This is a genomic window from Thalassococcus arenae, assembly GCF_019104745.1.
GTDB classification, from domain to species: Bacteria; Pseudomonadota; Alphaproteobacteria; order Rhodobacterales; family Rhodobacteraceae; genus Thalassococcus_B; species Thalassococcus_B arenae.
Map to the genome: position 1 here is coordinate 1,441,901 of NZ_JAHRWL010000001.1, position 24,635 is coordinate 1,466,535.

General features: G+C 64.9%; 13 protein-coding genes. 7 read left to right on the plus strand and 6 right to left on the minus strand.

The window, feature by feature from the left end:
* The first annotated feature begins 27 nt into the window (after positions 1 to 27).
* From KUH32_RS07140 to KUH32_RS07170, 7 genes are all read left to right on the plus strand, one after another.
* Positions 28 to 888, plus strand: a complete 861-nt coding sequence (locus tag KUH32_RS07140) for a glycosyltransferase family 2 protein (protein WP_217777344.1) — start codon at positions 28 to 30, stop codon at positions 886 to 888.
* Positions 885 to 2,246 carry an oligosaccharide flippase family protein gene (locus tag KUH32_RS07145; protein ID WP_217777345.1) on the plus strand — a complete coding sequence of 454 codons (1,362 nt, stop codon included), beginning with the start codon at positions 885 to 887 and terminating at the stop codon, positions 2,244 to 2,246. Before KUH32_RS07140 ends, KUH32_RS07145 begins: the two co-directional genes overlap by 4 nt.
* Positions 2,247 to 2,427: 181 nt before the next feature.
* Positions 2,428 to 8,880, plus strand: a complete 6,453-nt coding sequence (locus KUH32_RS07150; protein ID WP_217777346.1) for a type I polyketide synthase — start codon at positions 2,428 to 2,430, stop codon at positions 8,878 to 8,880.
* Positions 8,881 to 8,883: 3 nt separating this feature from the next.
* The gene (locus tag KUH32_RS07155; protein ID WP_217777347.1) at positions 8,884 to 9,900 is read left to right on the plus strand and encodes a glycosyltransferase family 2 protein; all 1,017 of its coding nucleotides are present in this window, start codon (positions 8,884 to 8,886) and stop codon (positions 9,898 to 9,900) included.
* Positions 9,897 to 14,480, plus strand: coding sequence for a MupA/Atu3671 family FMN-dependent luciferase-like monooxygenase (locus tag KUH32_RS07160; RefSeq protein ID WP_217777348.1), 4,584 nt, complete (start codon positions 9,897 to 9,899; stop codon positions 14,478 to 14,480). The genes KUH32_RS07155 and KUH32_RS07160 overlap by 4 nt, the downstream gene beginning before the upstream one ends.
* Before the next feature lie 69 nt (positions 14,481 to 14,549).
* Complete coding sequence (locus KUH32_RS07165) at positions 14,550 to 15,146, plus strand: 4'-phosphopantetheinyl transferase family protein (protein WP_217777349.1); 597 nt, start codon at positions 14,550 to 14,552, stop codon at positions 15,144 to 15,146.
* Between the two features lie 230 nt (positions 15,147 to 15,376).
* Entirely contained in the window at positions 15,377 to 16,699 is a 1,323-nt protein-coding gene (locus tag KUH32_RS07170; RefSeq protein ID WP_217777350.1) for a Wzz/FepE/Etk N-terminal domain-containing protein, read from the plus strand.
* 10 nt (positions 16,700 to 16,709) lie between these two features.
* Here the strand turns inward: KUH32_RS07170 and KUH32_RS07175 are convergent, their stop codons facing one another.
* The 6 genes from KUH32_RS07175 to KUH32_RS07200 all read right to left on the minus strand — a co-directional run bounded on the left by KUH32_RS07175 (position 16,710) and on the right by KUH32_RS07200 (position 24,402).
* Positions 16,710 to 17,687 carry a CpsD/CapB family tyrosine-protein kinase gene (locus KUH32_RS07175; RefSeq protein ID WP_348541095.1) on the minus strand — a complete coding sequence of 326 codons (978 nt, stop codon included), beginning with the start codon at positions 17,685 to 17,687 and terminating at the stop codon, positions 16,710 to 16,712.
* Between the two features lie 357 nt (positions 17,688 to 18,044).
* A complete protein-coding gene (locus KUH32_RS07180; protein ID WP_217777352.1) occupies positions 18,045 to 20,135 on the minus strand; it encodes an NAD-dependent epimerase/dehydratase family protein in 2,091 nt (696 codons plus the stop codon).
* Between the two features lie 7 nt (positions 20,136 to 20,142).
* On the minus strand, positions 20,143 to 21,102 hold the full coding sequence (locus KUH32_RS07185) for a glycosyltransferase family 2 protein (RefSeq protein ID WP_217777353.1): 960 nt from the start codon (positions 21,100 to 21,102) through the stop codon (positions 20,143 to 20,145).
* The gene (locus KUH32_RS07190) at positions 21,099 to 22,316 is read right to left on the minus strand and encodes a glycosyltransferase family 4 protein (protein WP_217777354.1); all 1,218 of its coding nucleotides are present in this window, start codon (positions 22,314 to 22,316) and stop codon (positions 21,099 to 21,101) included. The genes KUH32_RS07185 and KUH32_RS07190 overlap by 4 nt, the downstream gene beginning before the upstream one ends.
* A complete protein-coding gene (locus KUH32_RS07195; RefSeq protein WP_217777355.1) occupies positions 22,313 to 23,287 on the minus strand; it encodes an NAD-dependent epimerase/dehydratase family protein in 975 nt (324 codons plus the stop codon). The genes KUH32_RS07190 and KUH32_RS07195 overlap by 4 nt, the downstream gene beginning before the upstream one ends.
* Complete coding sequence (locus KUH32_RS07200; RefSeq protein ID WP_217777356.1) at positions 23,275 to 24,402, minus strand: Gfo/Idh/MocA family protein; 1,128 nt, start codon at positions 24,400 to 24,402, stop codon at positions 23,275 to 23,277. The genes KUH32_RS07195 and KUH32_RS07200 overlap by 13 nt, the downstream gene beginning before the upstream one ends.
* Positions 24,403 to 24,635: the final 233 nt, after the last annotated feature.

The following is a 24,635-nucleotide window of genomic DNA, read 5'->3' on the forward strand; positions in this document are numbered from 1 at the left end:
CGGGGTGTGGCCGCATTGGTACGGCAGATGGACAGCAACACGACGCAAAGGCGCCCGACCCTGTCGGTGATCGTACCGGCCTCGAACGAGGCAGCGTTGATCGGCCGGTGCCTGCGGGCGGTTGCGGCGTCGCGCGGGCTTTGGCCCGGCGCGATCGACGCCATCGTCGTGGCCAACGGCTGCCGGGATGAAACCGCGGCTGTTGCCCGCGCCGAAGCGCCCGGTTTCGCGGCGCAGGGCTGGACCTTGCAGGTGATCGAACGGGCCGAAGGTGGCAAGCTGGCGGCATTGAACGCAGGCGACGCGGCGGCACGGTCCGCCATGCGCGTCTATCTCGATGCCGATGTGACTGTCGGACCGGACTTGCTGATGCAACTGGCCGAGGTGCTGGATGACGACGCGCCGCGCTATGCCAGCGGCGCGGTGCAGATCGCCGCGCCGGACAACTGGGCCAGCCGCGCCTATGCCCGGATCTGGCGGCAGGTGCCGTTCATGGCGCAGGGTGTGCCGGGTTGCGGCCTGTTCGCCGTCAACGCGGCGGGACGGGCCCGCTGGGGCGCGTTTCCGGATATCATCTCGGACGACACCTTCGTGCGGCTGTCCTTCGCGCCGGAGGAAAGGATCAGGGTCGGAGCGCCCTATCGCTGGCCGATCGCCGAAGGGTTGGGCAACCTCGTGCGGGTCCGGCAGCGGCAGGATCGCGGCGTCTCCGAAATCACCGAGCGGTTTCCGCACCTGCTGGCCAACGATGACAAACCGGCCTTTCCCGCTGCGGCCAAGCTTGGGCTCGCGTTGCGCGACCCGGCGGGTTTTGCGGTCTATGCCGGGGTCGCGCTGCTGGTGCGGCTGGGGCTGGGTGGCAAGACCGGCTGGAGCCGCGGACGATGATCGGTGCCCTCACATCCCGGTTGGGCGGTGCTTCACTGACCGCCCGTGCGCTGCGCTCGTCGCTGCTGACCGTGGGCGGGTTCGGCACCCAACAGGCCTTGCGCCTGGCGTCGAACCTGATCCTGACCCGCCTTTTGTTCCCCGAAGCCTTCGGGATGATGGCGCTGATCATGGTCTTCCTGCAGGGCCTGCACAATTTCTCGGATGTGGGAATCACGCCCGCGATCCTGCAAAGCAAACGCGGCGACGACCGCGATTTCCTGGATACCGCCTGGACCATGCAGGTGATGCGCGGGTTCGCGCTGTGGCTCGTGGCCTGTGCCCTGGCTTGGCCGCTTTCATTGATCTACGGCGCACCGCAGATCCTGACATTGCTGCCCGTCGCGGCGCTGACGCTGATCCTGCAGGGGTTCAACCCGACCAAGATGGAAACGGCGAACCGGCACCTGGTTCTGGGCCGCGTCACGGCGATCGAGATCGGCACGCAGCTTCTGGCGCTGGTCATCGCGATAGCACTGGCCTGGTGGTTGCGGTCGGTCTGGGCGCTGGTGCTCAGCGGCATCGTCAGCCAGGCGATCCTGCTGGGCCTGTTGTGGCGTTTTCTGCCCGGCGATGGCAACCGTTTGCGGTGGGAAGGTCCGGCGGTGTCTGAACTGATCGGCTTCGGCAAGTGGATTTTCCTGTCGACCGTCTGCGGCTTTGCCTTCAGCCAGGGCGACAAGCTGCTGATCGGGAAATACCTGCCGCTGGATGCCTTCGGGGTCTACAATATCGGCTTCTTCCTCGCCTCGTTCCCGATGCTTCTGGGTGGGCTGGTCACACGCAAGGTGCTGATTCCGGTCTACCGGGAAACGCCCCCCGGGCAGAGCCGCGAAAACTTCGTCAAGCTGCGCAAGATGCGGTTCGCGGTGACGGTCGCGCTGCTGGCGATGGTCGGCGGGTTTGCCATGCTGGGTGTCTGGCTTGTCGATCTTCTTTACGATCCGCGCTATGCGATGGCGGGCGGGATCGTCGTTGTCATCGCGTGCATGCAGGTGCCGACCATCGTGGCGCTGACCTATGATCAGGCTGCGCTGGCCGCGGGCGATTCCAGACGGTTCTTCATCCTCGCCCTGGCACGGGCGGTGCTCATGATCGGTGCATTGATCGCAGGGCTGGAAATCGCCGGGCTTGTCGGTGCGCTTGTGGCGCAGGGCGTCGCGGTTCTGCTGGCCTATCCGGTGGTTGTCTGGCTGGCGCGGCGCATGGGTGCCTGGGATCCGCTGCATGATGCAGTTTGCGCGCTGGCAGGGGCGGCCTTGGCCGCGCTCGCACTTTGGCTGAACTGGGACGCCATCCCGCCGCTGGCGGTTTTGTGACGCTTTTCCTTGCGCAGAAGGATACAATGGTTTGCAATTCGGCCATTGTTCACGCAGGGGAAACGCTGCGACATTGGCGACAGTGAAATTGGGGCGAATTTGAGGACTTTTCCTCAAAATCGCCGCATTTTCCCCGCACAGCCCAAGACGGCTTGCGGGTAATTTGAGTGGGACGGCGATTATGGCGGGCGACGCGTCTCTTGCGTCTGTTGAAACGGATATTGCGATTGTCGGCATGGCGGCTCACCTACCCGGTGCGCGGGACATCGCCGCCTATTGGCGCAACCTGCGTGACGGCGTCTCCTCGATCCGCAGATTGTCCGAGGCCGAACTGCTCGAGGCGGGCGAAAACCCCGGTCTGATCCGCCACCGCGACTACGTGCCCTTCGCCGCGCCGCTGGACGATTTCGACCATTTCGATGCCGAGTTCTTCGGCTTTTCGCCCAAGGAAGCCGCGGTGATGGACCCCCAGCACCGGCAATTCCTGGAAACCGCCTGGGAGGCGTTGGAAAACGCCGGGCACGTGCCCGAGAACTTCGATGGTCAGGTCGGTGTGTTCGCCGGTTGCGGCATGGGCAGCTATTTCTATTTCAACATCTGCTCGAATCCCGACCTGGTCGAATCGACCGGCATGTTCCTGTTGCGCCATACCGGCAACGACAAGGATTTCATGACCACGCGGCTCAGCCATGTGCTGGATCTGCACGGGCCTTCTGTCAACCTGCAGACCGCGTGTTCCACGTCGTTGGTGGCCACGCATTACGCGGTGCAGGCGCTGCTGAACGGCGAATGCGACTTGGCGCTGGCGGGGGGCGTGACGATCGAGCTGCCACACAATCGCGGTTATCTTTTCAAGGAAAACGAGATCCTGTCGCCGGACGGGCAATGCCACGCCTTCGATCACCGCGCGCAGGGCACCGTGTTCGGGTCAGGCGCAGGCGTTGTGGTCTTGCGGCGGCTGGGCGATGCGCAGGCCGATGGCGACCATATCTACGCCGTCATCAAGGGCAGCGCGGTCAACAATGACGGCGCGCAAAAGGCCGGCTATCTGGCACCTTCCGTCGACGGACAGGCGGCAGCCGTGGCCGAGGCGCAGGCGGTGGCGGGCGTTTCATCCGATACGGTCGACTATGTCGAATGCCACGGCACCGGCACCTATCTTGGCGATCCGATAGAAGTCGCCGCGCTGACCCAGGCCTTTCGCGAGACCGGACGTGGCGTCGGTCATTGCCGGATCGGGTCGGTGAAAACCAATATCGGCCATCTCGACACGGCCGCCGGCGTGGCCAGCCTGATCAAGGCGTCGCTGGCGTTGCACAACGCGCAGATCCCGCCCAGCCTGGGTTACGAGAAACCGAACCCCGCCATCGATTTCGACGCCTCGCCCTTCCGCGTCAACGATCGGCTGAGCGACTGGCCGCGCGGCACGCATCCGCGCAGGGCCGGGGTGAATTCTTTGGGTGTGGGCGGCACCAACGCGCATGTCGTCCTGGAAGAGGCACCGGGCCGGGGCGTTTCGGAAGACAGCGATTGGCCTTTCCAGATCCTGACGCTGTCGGCCAAGAGCAAGGCGTCGCTGGAAGAGAACGCCAGCCGGCTGGCCCGGCACCTGCGCGAGCATCCCGAACAGCCGCTGGCCGACATCGCCTTCACGCTCAAGCAAGGGCGCTGTGCGTTCGACCGGCGCATGATCGTCGTCGCCGAAAGCCATGACGAGGCCGCGCGCCTGCTCGACGGCGAAAATGCGCGCCGTGTCCACGGCCACACCGCGCTGGATGCGCCCGAGATCGTTTTCATGTTCCCCGGCGGTGGCGCGCAATACGCCGGCATGGCGCGCGATCTTTACGAAACCGAGCCGGTCTTCGCCGAATGGATGGATCGCGGGCTGGACGTGCTGGCCGAGATGACCGATGCCGACATGCGCGCGCTGTGGCTGCCGGATGCGGCGGATCGGGCCGCGGCGGACAAGGCGCTGCAAAAGCCGTCGCTGCAATTGCCGCTGATCATGATCGTCGAATACGCACTGGCGCAGATGTGGATGGGTTGGGGGGTCGAACCCACCGCCTTGACCGGTCATTCGATGGGCGAAAACACCGCCGCCTGTGTGGCGGGGGTCATGAGTTTCGAGGATTGCATCGGGCTTGTGCACCTGCGCGGCAGGCTTTTCGACACCGTTCCGGCGGGCGGCATGCTGTCGGTGGCGCTTTCGGCCGACCGCCTGACCGAGATGCTGGGCGACGATCTGGACCTGGGCGCCGTGAACGCGCCCGACCTGTCGGTCGTCTCGGGCCCGCAGGGCGCACTCGACCGGCTGGAGCAGGCGTTGCGCACGCAGGATATCGACTGCCAGCGCATCGGCATCGACATTGCCGCGCACAGCCGGATGCTGGACCCGATCCTCGAGGATTTCCGCGCCTATCTGCGCACCATCGAACTGAAGCCGCCACGCATCCCGCTGACCTCGAACCGCACCGGGCAGATGATGACCGATGCGCAAGCCACCGATCCCGACTACTGGGTCGAACATCTGCGCGGCACGGTTTTCTTCGCCGAGGGCATCGGCGCCCTTGCGGCACCCAACCGCATCTTTCTGGAGGTCGGGCCGGGCAAGGCGCTGTCGTCTCTGGCGCGCCAGCATGCGGAGGTCAGCGCGAACCAGGCCCTGTCTTCGCTGCGCCATCCCGACGAAGCCATTGCCGACGACAAGCACATGTTCGAGGTTCTGGGCCGGCTTTGGGCGCTCGGCGCCGAAATCGACTGGGATCAGGTCTGGGGAGACGCCACGCGGCATCGCGTGCCGCTGCCCACCTACGCGTTCCAGCGCAGCCGATACTTCATCGAACCCGGCAAGGCCACCGCGGATGCGGCGCCGCAATTCCTGATGCGCAACGACGATATCGCGCAATGGGGATGGAAGCCGGTCTGGCGCCCGCGCCCCGCGCTGGTGCCGGTCGATGTCGCCGACGGGCTTGGCGATGCCGAACCGCAAACCTGGCTGATATTCCTCGACGAGGCCGGGCTTGGCCGGGCCTGTGCGGCGCGCCTCGAGGCCGCCGGGCACAGCGTGATCGGCGTGACGCCGGGCGATACCTTTGCGCGGCTCGATGGCACCGGCTACGTTTTGTCGCCGGAACGCGGGCGCGAAGGCTATGACCTGCTTTTCCAGGACCTGGCCCTGCGCGGGATTGTGCCCAGCCGGATCGCGCATTTCTGGCTGGTGACCGAGGGCGAAAGCCATCGTCCGGGATCATCGTTCTTCCACCGGGTGCAGGAGCAGGGCTTCTATTCGCTGCTGTTCCTCGCTCAGGCCATGGATGGCGAAGGATTGCCGCGCCCGCTGCATATCACGGTCGTGACCAACGGCGCCGCGCAGGTTCGCGACGAGCCACTGGAATACCCGGCAAAGTCCACCATCGCCGGTCCCGCTCGTGTCATCCCGCGGGAACTGCCCGGCGTCAGCGTGGCGGTTGTGGATGTGCAACTGCCTGCACCGGCGGATGTCGGGCTCTGGTCGCGTCGCAAGGCGGAACAGGCTCGCGACAAGGCCTTTGGCGCGCTGGCACTGCGGGTGCTCGAGGATTTGCTGGCCGAACCTTCGGACGCCATCGCCGCGCTGCGCGCCGATCGCCGGTTCGAAGCGGCGATGATGCCGGTCCTTCTGGACGCAGACGAGACCGCGCCGGACGGGGCCGTGGTGTTCATCACCGGCGGTTTCGGCGGCATCGGGTTGTCGCTGGCCGAAGACTACGCGCGGAAGGGGGCCAAGCTGGTCCTGGTGGCCCGCAAGGCCCTGCCAGATCGTGCGCTTTGGGACGATCACATCAAGCGCCACGCGCCGCAGGACCCGGTATCGCGCCGCATCGAGGCGGTCCGCAGGTTGGAAGACGCCGGCGCCGAGGTGATGCTGGTCGCTGCCGATGTCTGCAACCTGGACCAGATGCGCGCCGCACGGGCCGAGGCCGAAGACCGGTTCGGTCCGATCACCGGTGTCATCCACGGCGCGGGTGTGATCGACGACGGACCACTGCTGTCGAAAAGCCCGACCAGCATAGAGGATGTCTTCACCCCCAAGATCCACGGCACCGAAGTGCTGGGTCAGGCTTTTCCCGACGGGTCGGTCGCTTGGATGGCGCTGTTCAGCTCTTCCTCGACCGTTACCGCGCCGGCGGGGCAGGTGGATTACGTCGCCGCCAACGAATTTCTGAACGCCTTCGCCAAGGCGCGGCGCGGCGGCAAGACCCGCGTTGTGGCGATCAACTGGGGAATCTGGAACGAGGTTGGGATGGCCGCCGAAGCCGTGGCCGCCCGCCACGGCGATCTGCCGCCCGCGCCGGAAGACCCGATCGCGTTGCCGATGCTTGACACCGCCACGTTCGATGACGACGGAAACCGGGTTTTTCACGCCCGATACGGCACCGATGACTGGTTCATCGGCGAACACCGGACGAAATCGGGTGACGCGCTGTTGCCCGGAACCGGCTATCTGACGCTGGCGGCGCATGCATTGCATGCACATCACGCGCCGGGGCCGTTCGAGATCCGGGATCTGAATTTCCTGCGTCCCCTGCGCGTCGCGGACGATGGCGAACGCGACGTTCTGGTGCGGCTGACACGCAACGACCAGGGCTATGGTCTGTCGGTTCTGGCCGATTGCACGCATAACGGGCGGCGCGGTCGCAGTCTGACGGCCGAAGGCACGCTGGTTCTGACACCGCTCACCCGGCCCGCACCGCTGGACTTGCCCGCGATCCGGGCACGCTGCGGGCAGGCGGCCCATGCCGATGGCGGCGGCAAGCTGCGCGCCCCGCAAGAGGTGCATCTGGCCTTTGGCTCGCGCTGGAAGGTGCTGGACAGCCGGGCCATCGGGCAAGGCGAAGGCATCGCCGATCTGTCGCTGGGGCCGCAGGCGCGCGATGATGGCTGCCTTCTGCATCCCGCGCTTCTGGACATCGCCACCGGATGGGCGATGGATCTGATCGCGGGGTACCAGCCGACGCATCTCTGGGTGCCGGTGTCTTATGGCCTCGTGCGGGTCCACGGGCCGCTACCCGACCGCATCGTCAGCTGGGTGCGCAATGCCGCCGACAACCGTGCCGATGGCCAGACCGCCCGGTTCGACGTGACCTTGTGCGATCCCGATGGTGCCGTGTTCGTGGAAATCGCCGGTTTCACGATCCGTCGGCTCGACAACCCCGACATCCTGCGGGCCGCGCCGCCGCTGACCGCAGCCGAGGTGGAGTTCGATCAGTCCCGCGACTCGGCGCAGCCGCTGAGCCCCGCCGAGGAACGGCTTGCCCATAATCTGAGCCAGGGCATCCTTCCGGCGGAAGGCGTGAAGGCGTTTCATCGCGCCCTGGCGCTTGGCCAGCCGCAGGTGGTGGTGTCGTCCATGGATCTCGACGCACTCACGCGCCAGACCGCGTCCAGCACGGCTGATACGTCCGACGGACAAACCTTCGAACGCCCGCAACTGGACAGCGACTATGTCGCGCCGGAAACCGAGATCGAGCGCGTGCTCGCGGGCTTCTGGCAGGACCTGCTGGGTGTGCAGAATGTCGGGGTCGAAGACAGCTTTTTCGACCTTGGCGGGCATTCGCTGATCGCCGTCCGGCTGTTTGCCAAGGTCAAGAAACACTGGCGCGTCGAATTCCCGATTTCGGTGTTGTTCGAGGCCCCGACGATCCGGGCCTGTGCTGCGCTGATCGGGGAACAGGTCGGCGATGCGCCGGTCTCGGGGGACGGTGACAAGCCGCAGACACCCGCACGGCGCTTCAAGCATCTCGTCGCGATGCATGACGGCGATGGCGGGCCGCGTCAGCCGTTCTTCCTGGTGGCCGGGATGTTCGGCAACGTGCTGAACCTGCGCCACCTTGCGCATCTTCTGGGGTCAGATCGCCCGTTCTACGGCTTGCAGGCACGTGGCCTTTACGGCGGCGAAGACCCGCATGACAGCATCGAAGCGGCAGCGGCCGACTATATCGCCGAGATGCGGCAGGTGCAGTCCGAAGGCCCCTACATGGTCGGCGGCTTTTCCGGCGGCGGCATCACCGCCTACGAGATCGCCCGGCAACTCGAGGCACTGGACGAGACCGTGTCGCTGGTGGTGCTGCTGGACACCCCGCTGCCACAGCGCCGCCCGCTGAGCACCCGCGACCGACTGGTCATCCAGTGGCAACAGGCACGCGCGAGGGGGCCGTTATATCCGCTGATCTGGGCGCGCAACCGCATCGCCTGGGAAATCGGAAAACGCCGCGGAACCGGGGAAACAGTCCAGCAGACCAGCTTTCACAATGCCGAGATCGAGGCGGCTTTCCTGACGGCGGTCAGCCGCTACGAGGTCAAGCCGTGGGATGGTCGGCTTGTGCTCTATCGCCCGCCTCTGGTCGGCAAGTGGCAGGTGGGCGAAGGCCGATGGGTGAATTCCGAGCGGTCCTATGTGCTGCATGACAACGATTGGGGGCAATTCGTGCCGGGGGTCGAGGTGTACGAGGTGCCGGGCGATCATGACAGCATGGTTCTGGAACCCAATGTGCGGGTGCTGGCGGCGCAGTTGCGCGCGGCGATCCTTTCGGCCGAGGGCGGCACCCATCCGCGCGATGTCGTGCCCTTTCCCAACCGGCCGGCGGCGGAGTGAGCCATGGCCGATCCGGTAATCCTGACGGTGCTTCTGAACTACCGCACGCCGCACATGACGATCCGCGCCGCGCGTGCCGCGCTGGTCGCGATGGAAGGGCTGACAGGCGAACTGGTGATCGTCGACAATGACAGCCGCGATGGGTCGTTCGAGACGATTCAGGCTGCAATAGAGACTGAATTGACGGGTTCCGAAACGCCGGTTCGACTGATCGCGGCGCCGCATAACGGCGGCTTTGGCGCTGGCAACAACGTCGGGATTCGGGCCGGGCTGGCCGCCGGCGGCAAACCCGATTTCGTCTACATCCTGAATTCCGATGCCTTTCCCGAGCGCGATGCGATCCGGCGATTGCTGGATCATCTCCGGGCACATCCCGAGGTCGGGTTCGCGGGCAGCTACCTGCATGGGCCCGACGGCGACGACCATGTCAGTTGCTTCCGCTTTCCCGGAATCCTGTCCGAGATCGAAAGCGCCGCTCGGTTCGGCCCGGTCTCGCGCCTGTTGCGCCGTTTCACCGTGCCGCTGCCGGTGCCCGATGCGACCCGCCGCGTCGACTGGCTGGCCGGGGCATCGATGTTGGCCCGGCAAAGCGTGCTGGACCAGATCGGTTTGTTCGACGAGACCTTCTTTCTTTATTTCGAGGAAACCGACCTGTCGCTTCGGGCGATGCGCGCCGGCTACGAGACACATTATGTCCGCGACAGCGTGGTCACCCATATCGGCGGTGAGTCGACCGGGATGAAGGTCTGGAAACGGGTGCCGCAATACTGGCTGGACAGCCGCTGGCACTATTACTCCAAGAACCACGGACGGGCCTATGCCGCGCTGGCGACGCTGGCGCATGTCGGCGCCGGCCTGTTCTGGCGGTTGCGGCGGCTGGTGCAGCGCAAGCCACAGATCGACCCCGACCATTTTCTTCGTGACCTTGTCCTGCACGATGCGCGGGCGCTGTTTCGCGCCCTTCCGACACCGCAGGTCGCGCGGACACCATCCCCCTTGCAGGCGGAGACCAAATCATGACGGCTTTCGCGACCATCGTCATCGGCGAACAATCCTTGCTGGTGCAATGCAGTGAGAAACTGTTGGAGCGCGGACATTCGATTTCCGCTGTGGTCACACGCAATCCGGCAATCGCCGATTGGGCGGCGAACCAGGCTTTGCCGGTCGTCGCCCCGGGCAAGGGGCTGGCGGCCCGGCTGGTGGGCAGGTCTTGCGACTGGTTGTTTTCGATCGGAAATCTGGCGGTGTTGCCCGATGACGTTCTGGCTTTGGCGGAACGCGGCGCCGTCAACTTTCACGATGGCCCGCTGCCCCGGCATGCCGGGCTCAACGCCCCGGTCTGGGCCCTGATCGAAGGCGAATCGCGCCATGGCATCACCTGGCACCGGATCGAAAGCGGCATCGATACCGGCAATATCCTGGTGCAGCGGTTCTTCGACATCGGTGCACAGGACACTGCGCTGACGCTGAACACCAAGGCATTCGAATCCGCCATCGACAGCTTTGACGAACTTGTAGGCAAGCTCGAAGCAGACGACGCCGTCGGCAGCGTCCAGAACGCGGCGCAGCGCAGTTACCACGCAAGGTTGGATCGACCTGCGGGGCATGGCTTGATCGACTGGACCCGACCCGCCGCCGAGGCCGAACGGATGATCCGTGCCCTGGATCACGGGCCCTATTGGAATCCGCTGTGTTGCGCCAAGCTGAGGGCGCGGGATGCCGTTTTTCTGGTGGGCCACGCCAAGTTGACCGAAAGCCATGCCAAGCCCGGCACGGTGATCGACGTCACGTCCGATCATTTGACCGTCGCTTGCATCGATCATGCACTGGTGCTGTCCGTATTGCGCCGCGCCTGCGGTCTGCCGGTCGATCCCGGCGAGATCGCCGCGATCGGCGACGTGTTGAGCGGGCCGGCAAGCGACGACGATTCCGCCGTGGCTGCCGTCGTCCGGCACGAGGCATTCTGGCGGGATCAGCTGGCAGGTCTGGTCGCCGCCGAACTGCCTTTGGTCAACACCGCATCCGGGCAGATCGAAACGCTGGCGCTTGGGCTGAGTGACGATGCGGCGGGACTGGTGGCGGTCTGGGCCGCGCGTCTGACCGGGCAGGACGGATTCGATATCGCTTTTTCCGACACCGCTCTGGCCGGTATCGCGAAAACCCGGCTGGTGTCACCTTGGGTGCCGATCCGCGTGATCTTGGGGGAAACACTGGCGGACATGTCCGTCGCACTGGAAACGGAAATCACCAGGGCCGTCGCGAAAAAGGGGTTTTTCGTCGATCTTGCGGCGCGTGACCCGGCGCTCGCTGCCCCGGTGGTCCCGATGATCGGACTGTCGCGCGGCGCCGGTCCCATCCCGGGCGTGGCGCTGACCGTCGAACTCAAGGCGAATGCCGCACTACTGCATGTGGACACCGGCGCCGTTCCCCTGGCAGAGGCGGTCTTGCTGGCGGCCCGGCTGGATCTTCTTTCGCAAGCCGATCAAGCGGCACCGCTGTCCACGCTGGAAACGCTGCCAGATACCGAACACGCGCTGGTCGTTCAGACCTGGAACGCCACCGGCGTCGATCACGACCGTGGATTGACCATGGCCGCAGCTTTCGAAGCCCAGGTCGATGCGACGCCGGACATGACGGCGTTGGTCTACGAAGATCATCGTCTGAGCTATGCCGAACTCGACGCGCGTGCAAACCGCACCGCCCATCTGTTGCGCGAAATGGGCGTGGACCGCGACACGGTCGTCGGTCTGCATACCCGGCGTGGGATCGATCTGCTGGTCGGCGCGCTGGCGGTTCTCAAGGCAGGCGGCGCCTATCTGCCGCTGGATCCGGGTTATCCCGCCGACCGACTGAATCACTACATCGCCGACAGCGGCGCCCCCGTCATCATCACCCAAGCGGCGCTCGAGGCCTACCTGCCGAAACACGACGCGCAGTTGCTGGTCATCGATGCCGAGCCGCGTCTGTCCGAGATGTCCGACCGCCGTCCCGACCCCGTCGCCCGGTCCGAGGATCTGGCCTATCTGATCTACACCTCGGGGTCGACCGGCACACCGAAGGGCGTGATGGTCGAACACCGCAACGTGGTGAATTTCTATCGCGGCATGGACGACGTGATCCCGCATGAAGACGGCGGAACCTGGCTGGCGGTGACGTCGCTCAGCTTCGACATTTCGGTGCTGGAACTGTTCTGGACCACCGCCCGCGGTCTGACCGTGGTTCTGACATCCGACGAGGATCGCGGGCTGATCTCCAGGGGGCCGATGCGCATCGCCGGTGGCGGGATGGAATTTTCCATCTACTACTGGGGCAACGACGACGGCGCCGGGCGCGACAAGTATGCGCTGCTTCTGGAAGGCGCGAAATTCGCCGACGAGAACGGTTTTGTCGCTGTCTGGACGCCCGAGCGGCATTTCCATGCGTTCGGCGGGCCTTATCCCAATCCTTCCGTCACCGGCGCCGCGGTTGCGGGTGTGACGAAGAATATCGGTGTGCGCGGCGGATCGGTCGTGTCGCCGCTGCACCATCCTGCGCGGATCGCCGAAGAATGGGCGGTGATCGACAACCTGACAAACGGGCGCGCGGGCATGGCCATCGCCAGCGGCTGGCAGCCCGACGATTTCATCCTGCGCCCCGAAAACACGCCGCCCGAAAACAAGACGGCGATGATCCGCGACATCGACACCGTGCGGCGATTGTGGCGTGGCGAGGCGGTGGCCTTCCCGCGCAAGGACGGCAATATGCACGAGGTGGTCACGCAGCCGCGGCCGGTATCTAGGGAACTGCCGGTCTGGGTCACGACGGCGGGCAATCCCGAAACCTGGAAAGAGGCCGGTCGCAACGGCTGCAACGTGCTGACGCATCTTCTGGGCCAGTCCATCGACGAAGTCGCAGGCAAGATCGGGCTGTATCACGCGGCACTGCGCGAGGCCGGGCACGACCCGAACGATTTCACCGTCACGCTGATGTTGCACACCTGCCTGTCAGACAGCCGCGACCATGCCCGCGAGATCGCGCGCGAGCCGATGAAGGATTACCTGCGCTCGGCCGCAGGGCTCATCAAGCAATACGCCTGGGCCTTTCCGGCCTTCAAACGGCCCGAAGGGGTCAAGAACGCCTTTGATCTCAACCTCGACATTCTCGAGGGCGACGAGCTGGACGCCATTCTCGACTTTGCCTTCGAACGCTATTTCAACGACAGCGGCCTGTTCGGCACGATCGAGGATGCGCTGGAACGCACGGAACAGTTGCGGCGCATCGGCGTGACGGAAATCGCCTGCCTGATCGACTACGGCATCCCGCGCGAACAGGTTCTGGAAGGGCTGTGGCCGCTGGCCGAAGTCGTGGCGCGCGCCAATGCCGAAACGGAACTGGCCGAAGACGATTTCTCGATCGCGGCGCAAATCATCCGGCACGGCGTGACCCATCTGCAATGCACGCCGTCCATGGCGCGCATGATTGCCATGAACGACGAGGCGCGCCAGGCACTGCGCGGCGTCAAGCACCTGTTCCTGGGGGGCGAGCCTTTGCCCGGCGCGCTGGTCAGCGAATTCGCGCAGATCACCAAGGCCGATATCACCAACATGTACGGCCCGACCGAAACGACGATCTGGTCATCGGTGGAACCGGCAAGGTCGGGTGACAGCGTCGTCAATCTGGGCCTGCCGCTGGCCAACCAGCAGCTATACGTTCTGGACGCCAGTGGCGCACCGGTCGGTGTTGGCGAGGCGGGCGAGTTGTGGATCGGCGGCGAAGGCGTGACGCGCGGCTATTGGAACCGCCCGGAATTGACTGCCGAACGGTTCCTGGACAATCCCTTTCACCCCGGCCGGATGTATCGCACCGGCGATCTGGTTCGGCGCCGTATCGATGGAAGGATCGACTTTCTCGGCCGGGTCGATCACCAGGTCAAACTGCGCGGCCACCGCATCGAACTGGGCGAAATCGAAGCCGCTCTGGAAGCCCAGGACGGGGTCAGCCAGGCGGTGGTCAGCGCGCGCGAGGATCAGCCCGGCGATGTCCGCTTGGTGGGATACTACACCGGCCGGTTCCGCGACGAATCGCAGTTGAAAACCGCCATGGCGAAATCGCTTCCGGCGATCATGGTGCCGGGGCGTTTCGTGCATCTGGACGCGTTTCCGCTGACCCCGAACAAGAAGGTCGACCGCAACGCGCTGCCTGCACCATCGGCACCTTCGGTGACTGCGCCAAGGCCGGCGCCGCGCCGACCATCGGTTTCGCGCCCTGCGGCGCCGGGATCGGCCAGGACAGAAGGCCAGATCGCCGAGATATGGACCCGCATCCTGGGCGTGCAAGGCATCGCGCCGCGCGACAATTTCTTCGACCTCGGAGGGCATTCGCTGCTGGCCGTCCAGGCGCACCGGGCGATCCGCGAGCAGTTGGGCACGTCACAACTGTCGATCACCGACATCTTTCGCTTTCCCGTTCTCGGCGACCTGGCCGCAAGGGTGGTCGAGCTTTCCGGGGATCTCGACGGGCCGCCGGCACCCTCCACTCCGGGGCCGGTCAGCGACCGGGCGCAAGCGCGAAGCGACGCGATGGCCCGGCGCCGCGCGATGCGTGCGCGCAGGCGCGCCTGAACCGTGACGGCGGAGGATCTGCGATCCTGGATTGCCGCGCTGGATCTTCCGCGAGACCTGAGTTGGGCCGTGACCGATTTTGCCGATCGTACGTCTCTTTTCGATGCCGAACAGGACGCAATGGTCCACGCCGTGCCGCGCCGGATCGCGGAATTCGCCGGTGGCCGGCAGGCGGCGCGCGCGGCCCTCGAAGGCCTTGGAATCGACCCGCGTGCGATCCCGATGGGCCCCGACCGCATGCCCGTGTGGCCTCAGGGCGTCGCGGCCAGCATTACGCATGCGGACCGGCTGTGCCTTGCGGTGGCTGCCTGGAAATCAGCAATCCCGATCCTGGGTGTCGATCTGGAAACCGCTATTCCGATCCCTCCGCAACTTGTGCCCGAGATCGCGTCGGATGCCGACCTTGATGCGTATGCGCCGCTGCCGCGCGGCGAAGCGGCGCTGCGCGTGTTTTCCGCAAAGGAAGCGGCCTACAAGGCGCTGTATCCCGAGATCCGCGAGGTTGCCGGTTTCGACGCCATCACGCTGCGGCGAAGCGGTACCGCTTTGCTGGCCGAACCTGCCCGCGCGGGGCCGTGGCACCATCATCCGGCCGCCCGAGCCCTGGTGATCCGGCAATGGTGGCGCGGCGGGCATCTCCTGTCCCTGGCGCTGCCGGCCGCTTGACCGGCGCGGCCGGATGCACCGGCGAATTGTGGCGAAAACGTGGCGCGAATTCGCGTATTGGAAATGCTGTGTTTCCCGCTGCCATCCGGGAAAAACGTGGCGAAAAACGGGCATCTCCCCTAGATTGTGGCACGAAGGTGGCGAGTTTGCGGCCCGGACAGAACCATTCGCCCACGCCGCTGCCCGTGGTCTTCCGAACGCATTGGGGGCCACTTTGCGGGAGACGTGAGATGAATCAGTTCCAGACGTTCGAGGAGGTGCTTTCGGCGCTGCGCCGGCGTGCCTGGCTCGTGCTTTTGGTGGCGTTCATCGGCAGTGTCCTGTCGGTGGTCTACGCGATGCAGCAGGTCAAGCTCTACGAGGCGATCGCGGTCGTTCAGATCGAGGATTCCAGCGTGCCCGACCAGTTGGCCGGCGCCAGTGCCGCGACGCAAGACGCAGCACGGCGTGTGCGCCTGATCGAACAGCGCCTCATGGCCCGCGACAACCTTGTGCGGATCATGGAAAAGCACGACCTGTTCTCGGACGATCCGGAATTGTCGATGAACGAACGGATCTTCCGTATGCGCCAATCCGCCCGGATCGAAGAGATCATCAACCAGGCGCAGGTCTGGCAACCGAATGTCCGGCCTTCGGGCCTGCTGATCACCGTGACGCTGGACGATCCCCAAAAGGCGGCAGACCTGGCCAACGAACTGATGTATTCGGTCATCGACCAGTCGCGGTCGCGGTCGTTCGACCGGGTACGTGGGACACTGGATTTCTTCTCGATCGAAGAACGACGTGTCGCCGAGGACATCGAAAAGCTCGAGTCGGAAATCGCGGAGTTCAAGGGTATCAACGCAGAAGCCTTGCCCGAAGGATTGGCAAGCTTGCGCGAGCAACTGGTCGCGATCCGTGAGGCCGAACTGGAATTCGACCAGCAGATCGTCGCATTGGATACCAATGCCAGCCGAGCGCGCGAAAACGTTCTTTCCCGTCAGATCGCGTTGATCGAAGAGCAAAAGCGCCTGTTGAGCGAACGGCGGGAGCAGATCGAAACGATTCTTGCCCGCGCTCCGGATGTCGAGCGCGATCTGGGCCGTCTGCAACGCGAACTGACCGGATTGCAGGAGCAATATGCCGTTGTCACCCGCCGCAAGGCCGAGGCGGCGATGGGGCAACTGTTGGAGGACCGCCAACAAACCGATCGGTTCGAGGTGCTTGAAACCGCGCTGGTGCCGGAACATCCGGTGACGCGCAGCCGCCGGCAGCTTGCGCTGATGGGCGGCGTGGCCAGCCTGCTTGCGGGACTTGCTGCCGCCTTCCTGATCGAAATGATGAACCCCGCGATCCGCAATGCCGCGCAGATGGAACGGGTGCTGGGAATCCAGCCGGTCGTGTCTATCCCGCGGATAACGACAACCCGCGACAAACGAAGGCATAGCGCGCTGGTGATCGGGACAGTCTTGGCGGGATTGGCCGTGTTGTGGGGCGCCGCGCGCTTTGCCGGCGACAGGTTGCCGTTCACGGAACTGCTGGCTCGGTTGCTGCCGGGGTTGACGCGGTACTGACCGCGCCCCTTCAGTAATTGTATTTCTTGACCGAGCTGCCTTCGGCCTTGTTCAGCACCATGCCGAGCAAGGGGGTGTCTTCGCCCAGACGGTGTTCGACCTGCTTGATTTCCTTGTCGGTGGACATGCCGCCCCCGACGACCAGCAGGACACCGTCGAACATCGGGCGAAAGGCGATCACATCGTCATAGAGCAGTGCGGGCGGCAGGTCGAACAACATGACATCGGGCGCCATGTCCCGCTCGATCGCGGCCAGGGTCTGCCGGGTTCTGGGGTCTTGCAACAATTCCGCGGCATAGGGTTCTGTCGTGTCGTTGAACCCGAACGCGATGTTGCGGCCGGCGTGGATGGTGTTCTTGCCCATTCGGACAAGATGGTCGCCGGGGTGGGTCGCGCCGCGCAGCATGTCACCGATCGAGCCAGGGTTCGCAAAACCCATGACGGAATGAAGACTGGGCCGTCGCAAGTCGAAGTCCAGAAGGAGCGTGCGGCAGTTTTCTTGCCGCGACAGGCTGATTGCGAGGTTGGCCGCGGTAAAGGTCTTGCCGCAATCCTGGGTCGGCGACGTGATCGCGACCCGCTTCCAGCCGCGATCGGACAAGGCCTGGAGCAACCGGGTGCGCAACACGTCAAAGGCCGCATGGGCCGGGTTGTGACGGCTGGCGGTGATGATCCGGTTGAGCTCGAGATGCCGTTCACGCACCGTGAACGATTTCAGACCGCGCCATTGCGCATCCGGGCCATTAGTAAGGTCGATCGGATCGGTCAGCGTGAGCGGGGGCGGTGTCGCGGCCCGCTTTCGGGAATGTGCGGCATCGCTGCGCTTGGCGGCGCTGATCTTGGCCACATCACCAGCCTGCGCTTCAAGCCGCTCGGCTTCGTGCCGAGCCGCTTCCGCGGCCTCTTGCTGCCGTGTCTCGATCTCGGCTTTTCGGGCGGCGGCAGCGCGGCGCTTCGCCTCTGCATCGGCCTTCGCTTCACGGTCCACGGTTTTTCCGACCTGCCCGGCCGCTCGGTCCGTTCGGCCTTCCCGGGACGGGGCCGGGTTGGTCTTGTCCTCGAACGCCGCGGGATCGGGTTCGGACACCCTTTTCCGACGGCGAAATTTGGGGCGATTGGCCATGTTCATGCCCCGCGATCCATGCGCAGACCGATGGGGCCCCGCCGGTGCCCGGGGTGCCGTGCCTGAAGATGGACCGCAACGCGCTGCATCGTCCTGCTCTGCTCCTGTCTGCGTGCCCGATTTCGGGCCGCTGTGCCTGTATCGGCGGTTACATCAGACAAATCTGTCAAGAATACGTCCGATTTGCGGGGATTGTTCACACCGCGTGTTCGCCATTCCGCCTCAGAAGCCAAACAGATTGGCACGCGTGATCGCTTTTTCAATGAACCGGGCGCGTTCGGTCTCGGGCGCCCAGTCCAGCATGGCCTTGGCCTTGTCATTGGAGAACACCGAAAAATGTGCCCGGCTTTTCCAATCGGCGAGCGACGGGCGCACAAGCCCGGTGCGGCGCAACGCGTATTTCTTGAGCGCGTATTTCACCGCGTCGGACGCGTAGAAGACATGGAGGTCGCCTGCGCTGACCCGGATACGAGCGCCCAACTCTTTGTGGATCGCATCGAAATAGTCCCGCGCCGACAGCATGGGTTCCCCGACCAGGTTGAAGCTTTCCCCGTCGACCGGCGCGTCGATCATCCGCACAAGCCCGTCGACGACGTCTTCGATCAGGACGAACGGCAAGATGTTGCGCCCATGCCCCCAGATGCGCACCGCACCCGCACCGTGCCAGCGTCCGATACCCCAATGCTGAAGCGGCCCGCCCATGCCGACGACGATGCCCGGTCGCGCAATGACGATGGGCAGACCGCGGTCCTTGTTCAGTTTCATGAGTTGACGTTCGCATTCCGCCTTGGACCGGGCGTACAGGTTCCGGTCCGTCATGTCGTTCGGGAAACCGGTTTCTTCGGTGATGGTGACGCCGGGGTCCGACATGTCGTAGCTGGCAATGGTGCCGGTGTAGACCAGTCGCCGCACACCGGCCTTTTCGCAGGCCATCGCGACACGCGTTGCGACGCCGACATCGTTGACCAGGCAGTCGGCCCAGGTCTTGTCCAGCGACTTGGCAAGGTTGAAGACTACCTCGATGCCCCGCATCGCTTCGGTCAGCGCATCCAGGTCATGCAGAGACGCGGCGATGGTTTCCACCCGGTCGGGAAGATCGGGAAAGGGGCCACTGCTGCTTCGGGAAAGAACGCGCACATCGCGCCCGTCGGCCACCAGACGCCGTGTCAGCGCTCGCCCGATGAACCCGGTTCCGCCGATCACAAGGGCCGTCGGTTTGGGCCGGCGGGTCTGTGCGGCGGGCGCGGCGACCTTCAGCACCTCTTGTGGCAGCCTTGCGATGGTGTCGTCGATTGCCGTCATTACCGCGACGGCGCCGTCTTGTCCGAACCGAGGATCGGAACCGCCGTCACCTGCGCCGTAGATCGCCGCGTTCATGCCGCGAAAGCTGCGCGCGTAGGGGTTCCTGGTATTCAGCGACGTGGCTTGAACCCAAGCGTTTCCGAAACCGGCCTTCAGGTGCTGCGCCGCAAGCCCAAGCTGTCGCCGCAAGGGATTGACGACGAGGTCCGATGCGTTTTCCCGTTCGACGGTCAGCGTGTCGTGCGCGTAGTCCAGCCGCGCCCGGGCCGATGAGCCGCGCAGCGTCACCGAGCGGTCGTCGATACTTTCGACCATGGACAGCGTTATCGTGATGTCGACCGCGCCGGCGCGGGCGAGGATGCGGAACGCCTGCGGCCGCGGGTCGTCGCCGGGCAACATCACCGGTTTGCCGGCCTCGGCGAAAATGATCTCGGGCGCGCCGAACAGGTCGACGGCAAAGGCAAACGGATGTGGGCCCAGTTCCAGCAGCAGGTTCCTGGGCTCACGCAAAAGCCACAGGTTGTAGGGGCCCGATCGCAACGGCACCAGCGGCAAGGCCCAGGTGATCTCGGCCGACGAGATGCGGCCGAAATCGCCCGCCAGAACCGCGGCTTTCATCCTTTCGTAGCTGGGCAGGCCAAGAAAGTTGTGGCCCGCCCGAAACCGTCTGCCCGCCTTTTCTGCCTCCAAGGCGATCTCGCGGGTTTCCGATGCGGATGTCGTCACCGGCTTTTCCACCAGGACATCCAGCCCGCCTTTCAGGCACTGGATGGCGATGGCGTGGTGCAGATGGGGCGGTGTAAGCACGTGTACGGCGTCGCAGGAACCACTGTCGATCAGGGATTGCACGTCGGTGAAGACCTGCGCACCAAAGCCCGCCGCCAGACCCGCTGCCGCGTCTTTGGACAGGTCGCAGATCGCGGCGACCTCCACACCCGGTGTCGCGGCCAGCGCTTGGGCATGCCATGTGGCGATATAACCGGCGCCGATCAGTCCTACTCTGGTGGGCATCTCGACCTCACTTGTACTCAATGATGCGCATGTCGTGGCCACGCAGGCGGCGCAAACGGTAGAGCGCCATGCCGATCATGTTCGGGATCTTGGACAGGGTCAAAAGGACGGAATGCCGCCACGCTTGCCGTGCAGGAAGACCATCGCGGATCAGACCGCGCGCAGTGCGAAAATAGTTCGCCGCGTATAGCGCAAGAACCGCCAGACAAAGCCAAGGCGTCGTGAACAAACCCAGCAGGAATACCAGCGGCAGGATCGCCCCGTAGACCAGCACCCGCTTGCGTTCGATGACGAAGTGGTCGGGATGGAGGTGGCCCACCTGGGCAAACCCATGGCCCGTGCGCACCGCCCGCGCCCACCACTGCCCGAACCGTGTCATGCCCGCGTCGTGGCGGGTCATTTCGACGGGCACGCGGTGCAGTTTCCAGCCGGCCTTGCGAAAGCGACAGCAGATTTCGTCATCCTCGGCCGCGATGACTTGCGGGTTCATGCCGCCCACATCGCGCCAAAGCGCGGCCCGCACCATCATGTCGCCGCCGCAAGACAGGATTTCACCCGCGGGGCGGCGCCATTCCCAATCGCAAAGTTGGTTGTACAGAGACGCATCACGGTGAATTTCCGATCGCCAGCCGGTCACCATGCCGACCTGCGGGTTGGCTTCCAGATGCAAGCGCGCGGCGTCGACGAAACCGGGAACCAACGTGCAATCGCCGTCCACGAACATCACGAATCGCGGGTCGTCCAGGGCGTCGAACCCCGCGTTCCGGGCGCGCGCCGCTGTAAATGGCGTCGCCATGTCCAACGCAACGGTCTTGGCGCCGGCTGCTTGCGCCGCGTGGACGCTGCCATCGGTCGATCCGCTGTCGACATAGACCAACTGCCTGACCTGACCCTGGGCGGCAGCCAATGCCGCGATCAGCCGGTCGCCCTCGTTGCGGCCGATCAGAACGACATCCACCGGTGTCATGGACGTTTTCCCCGGGGCGGCCTGCCCGCGTTGTAGCCAGTGAACAGCTGAGACAACCATGCGGCCTCTGCCCGGATTTCGAAGGCGGATTCGACCCTGTTTCGACCCTTTTCGCCCATGCTCCGGCGCCGGTCTGGATCGTTCAAGAGGGTTTGAATCGCACTCTGCAGCGCGATTGCGTCGCCCGGCGGTACAAGAAACCCGCTTACACCGTGTTCCACCAGCTCCGGGATGCCGGCGATCTGCGTGGCCACCACCGGCACCCTTGCGGCCATCGCTTCCATCAACACGACCGGGACGCCTTCTGCAAAACTGGGCAGCACGAAAACGTCGGTATCCGCCAAGGCCCTGGCGACGTCCGATTGCGATTTGTAGCCGACGAACTCTATCGGCAAACCTTGCGCCCGGCGTTCCAGATCCGAACGTTCGGGCCCGTCACCGATCATGGTCAGCCGGGTTCCGGCAATATCGATCCGTCGCAATGCGTCGAACAGAACGGGCACGCCTTTGACCGCGGCCAGACGCCCTACAAACAGCAGGTTGGCGCCGTTGTGCCGAGACATCGCATAGCGCGATACGTCGACCCCGCAATGCACGATATGGAACCGGTCCCAATGCGCCTGGTCGGCGAAACACATCAACTGCGCCCGGCAGTATTCGCTGATGCAGGCGACGAATGCGGCGCGCGCGGCCTTTTCGTCGATGCGCCAGTGATGCGGTTCGAAAAAGATGTCGGGTCCGTGAATGGTAAAGCTGTAAGGGATGCCCGACAACGCCGAGGCCAGCATCGCCACGGTGCAGGACGCCTTGGCGATGTGGTTGTGAAGGTGGTCGACGCCTTCGTCGGCAAGATGCGCCGCCAGCACGGCGGCCTCTGCGAAATAGATCAGGTTGTACACCCGGCCCCGGACTCCTTTGGGCGCGGTGCGCCATGCAAGCGCAAGGGCCTGCATGTAGCGAACCGGGTGTTTCATCCATCGAAGATGCGCGCGCATCAGGCGCAGAGGAGATTTGCAGGCATCGAGAACCTTGAACGTGCCAGCATGTTCTTGGCGTTGTTCCGGTCCGACCAGATGTTCGTGTCCGGTGGTTCGGATCGAACAGGTCAAGACCTCGTGTCCAAGCGCACGCAGCGCTGCGACTTCGCGCTGGATGAACGTGTCGGAGGCGCGGGGATATTCGCCGGTCAGGTAGGCCAGTTTTGGGGGTGTCACCGGTGGTCCCCCACGCTTTGCGCGAGAACCGTCTCGAAATCGGCCCGATCGGCGCCACCCAGTGCGGCGCGCAAAGCGGTGTTCGGGTAGTGCAATGGCATCAGGCGAGCGCGGGCAATGGGAACCTGGAACAGACCGGGCAGATGGCGGGCAATGGGCGACAGCACTGCCGTCATCGCCATCCAGAAGCCGTAGCCGATCGGCAGAACCAGCCGCGGCCATCCTGTGGCCCTGCGATGCGCGCGGACAAATCGCGCGCGGCTGGGCCGGTCGTCGTCAACCGCGTTCAGCGCGGTCACGCCTCGGGGATCGGTCAGGGCCGCCTGAACCAGCATTTCCGCCAAGTGATCGACATGGACCAATGGCAATTCACCATCCTCGCCGCCGATCCGCACGAAAAGGCGGGACACCCAGAAGCCCATCAAGGCATGCCAGGTGCGCCCCGGACCCCAGACCGCTCCGGGTCGGATAAGCCAAGCCGGGCGGCGCGATGCACGCACCATCTCCTCTTGCTGCAGCTTGGCGGCAGTGTAGGCGTCGCGCGCCGTGTCCGCGCGTTCCAACGGGCTGGTCTCGGTCAGGGTGTCGCCCAGCTTCAATGCCATCGTGTCGTAGACCGTGATCGAGCTGACAAGAACCAGGCGCGTCTCCGTACCGTTCATGGCGGCCAGGACGCGGTCGGTTCCGGACAGCGTGTCGCGTTCATGGGCGGCGGGATCGCCACCCAGATGGGCGGCTGCGTGAATGACGGCCTGGGCGTTCTGCATGGCGCTGCGCAAGATATCGACGCTTTGGGGATCCGACAAATCGGCACGCACAGTCTCGATTTCGGCATCACCTGCCCATGCTGCCGGCGCAGGAGAACGGATTACCGCGGTCACCTCGATGCCACGCCGACGCGCTGCTGCGACCGTGGCGCGCCCGACAAAGCCGGTGGCGCCGGTCAAGAGGATGCGGGTCACGTCGCCCATGGCATCGGGTCCATCGGCGCGCAGCGCGTGGTCATGGTCTGAGCGCCCGCAGTCTCGCCTGCGTTCTGGATCGCGAGCGTCACCTCGGTCAGATGCAGCGCATAGTCGCCGCCCAGTCGCGACGACCGGCCGGTCGCGATCGCATCCAGTACCTCGGCGGGTCCCAAGAGAAAGTTCATTGCTGCGGCTCCCCAGCGGCCGACTTTCGGGTGCGTCGGGCCCGACAGTTTCACCCGGCGTTTCCACGGCGACTCGAACAGGCGGCGTCGCAGGGAAAAGCGCTCGGCGAACCGGACTTTCGCAGAGTTGTTCCACGCTGCGTCGCACGACAAAACACCTTTGTCGCCGATCACCCGGATCGTGTGGTCATGGGGTGCGACGATCGAGCACGTCAACCGCACCAGGGGGCCGTTGTCGAGGAACAGCGTTGCCACCGAAACGTCGGGGGCAAACGGGCCCGTGCCTTCCTTTTCGGGCAGGGTTTCGGCCGATGCGGCGACCACCGTCCGTACCGAGCCGAACCAGGCGATCAGCCACCCCAGGTAGTAGCCGGCATGTTCCAGGGTGCAGCCGGTGCGGAACTCGTCCTCGTAAGGCCACGGCGCGCCGCTTTCGCTGCGCCATTTGCGATAGGCCGCCTGCGGTATGAAACCGTCATCCAGTTCGGCGTAGATCAACCGCGGCGTGCCAGCAACGTTCTTGCGCAAAGCCGCGGCCATCGTCTGGGCCGCTTCTCCCAGAACCGAGCAGGGCGCGGTTGCCAGCGTCAAGCCATTGGTGTCGGCCAAACGGTGAAGGCTGCGCGCCTGTTCCAGTGCCATTGCCAGCGGCTTTTCCGAATAGACATGCCGACCGGCGTCCAGGCATGCCTTGGTGGTTGCGAAATGCTCTGCGGGATTGGTCAGGTTCAACACCAAACCGTCCGGCGGTGTCGACGCGATCAGCGCATCCAGCGATGCGGCTGCGGGCAAGTTCCAATAGCTGCAAAAGGCGGCCAGGCGCGTTGGGTCGCGGTCCCAGACCGCAGCGACGCGAAGCCCGGGCATCACCGAAAGCGACCGCAAGTACAGATCCGCAACGAAGCCGCAACCCAGCAGGCTGATGACACCGGTCATGCCGGGCCTCCTTGCCCGCCTGTGTCGCGGTTCCAAACCTGCACCATGTTGCCTGCCTCGTTTTCGGAACCGACTATCCATGCAAATCATGACGACATTTCGGCGCCGCGGCAAACCCCGGAAAACCGGCGTGTCTCTGATGTCGCGCTTTCGCGGATTTCGCACATGTCCTGGTAAAACGTCCTTCTCGTGTTCGTGAATAGCGCTATCTAGAAGGCGGGGAGATGTGTTTG

What these genes read in the sequence shown, in the direction of transcription:
- KUH32_RS07140 (WP_217777344.1), top strand. Translation starts at nt 28, where the DNA reads ATGGACAGCAACACGACGCAAAGGCGCCCGACCCTGTCGGTGATCGTA.
- KUH32_RS07145 (WP_217777345.1), top strand. Translation starts at nt 885, where the DNA reads ATGATCGGTGCCCTCACATCCCGGTTGGGCGGTGCTTCACTGACCGCC.
- KUH32_RS07150 (WP_217777346.1), top strand. Translation starts at nt 2,428, where the DNA reads ATGGCGGGCGACGCGTCTCTTGCGTCTGTTGAAACGGATATTGCGATT.
- KUH32_RS07155 (WP_217777347.1), top strand. Translation starts at nt 8,884, where the DNA reads ATGGCCGATCCGGTAATCCTGACGGTGCTTCTGAACTACCGCACGCCG.
- KUH32_RS07160 (WP_217777348.1), top strand. Translation starts at nt 9,897, where the DNA reads ATGACGGCTTTCGCGACCATCGTCATCGGCGAACAATCCTTGCTGGTG.
- KUH32_RS07170 (WP_217777350.1), top strand. Translation starts at nt 15,377, where the DNA reads ATGAATCAGTTCCAGACGTTCGAGGAGGTGCTTTCGGCGCTGCGCCGG.
- KUH32_RS07180 (WP_217777352.1), bottom strand. Translation starts at nt 20,135, where the DNA reads ATGCCCACCAGAGTAGGACTGATCGGCGCCGGTTATATCGCCACATGG.
- KUH32_RS07185 (WP_217777353.1), bottom strand. Translation starts at nt 21,102, where the DNA reads ATGACACCGGTGGATGTCGTTCTGATCGGCCGCAACGAGGGCGACCGG.
- KUH32_RS07195 (WP_217777355.1), bottom strand. Translation starts at nt 23,287, where the DNA reads ATGGGCGACGTGACCCGCATCCTCTTGACCGGCGCCACCGGCTTTGTC.
- KUH32_RS07200 (WP_217777356.1), bottom strand. Translation starts at nt 24,402, where the DNA reads ATGACCGGTGTCATCAGCCTGCTGGGTTGCGGCTTCGTTGCGGATCTG.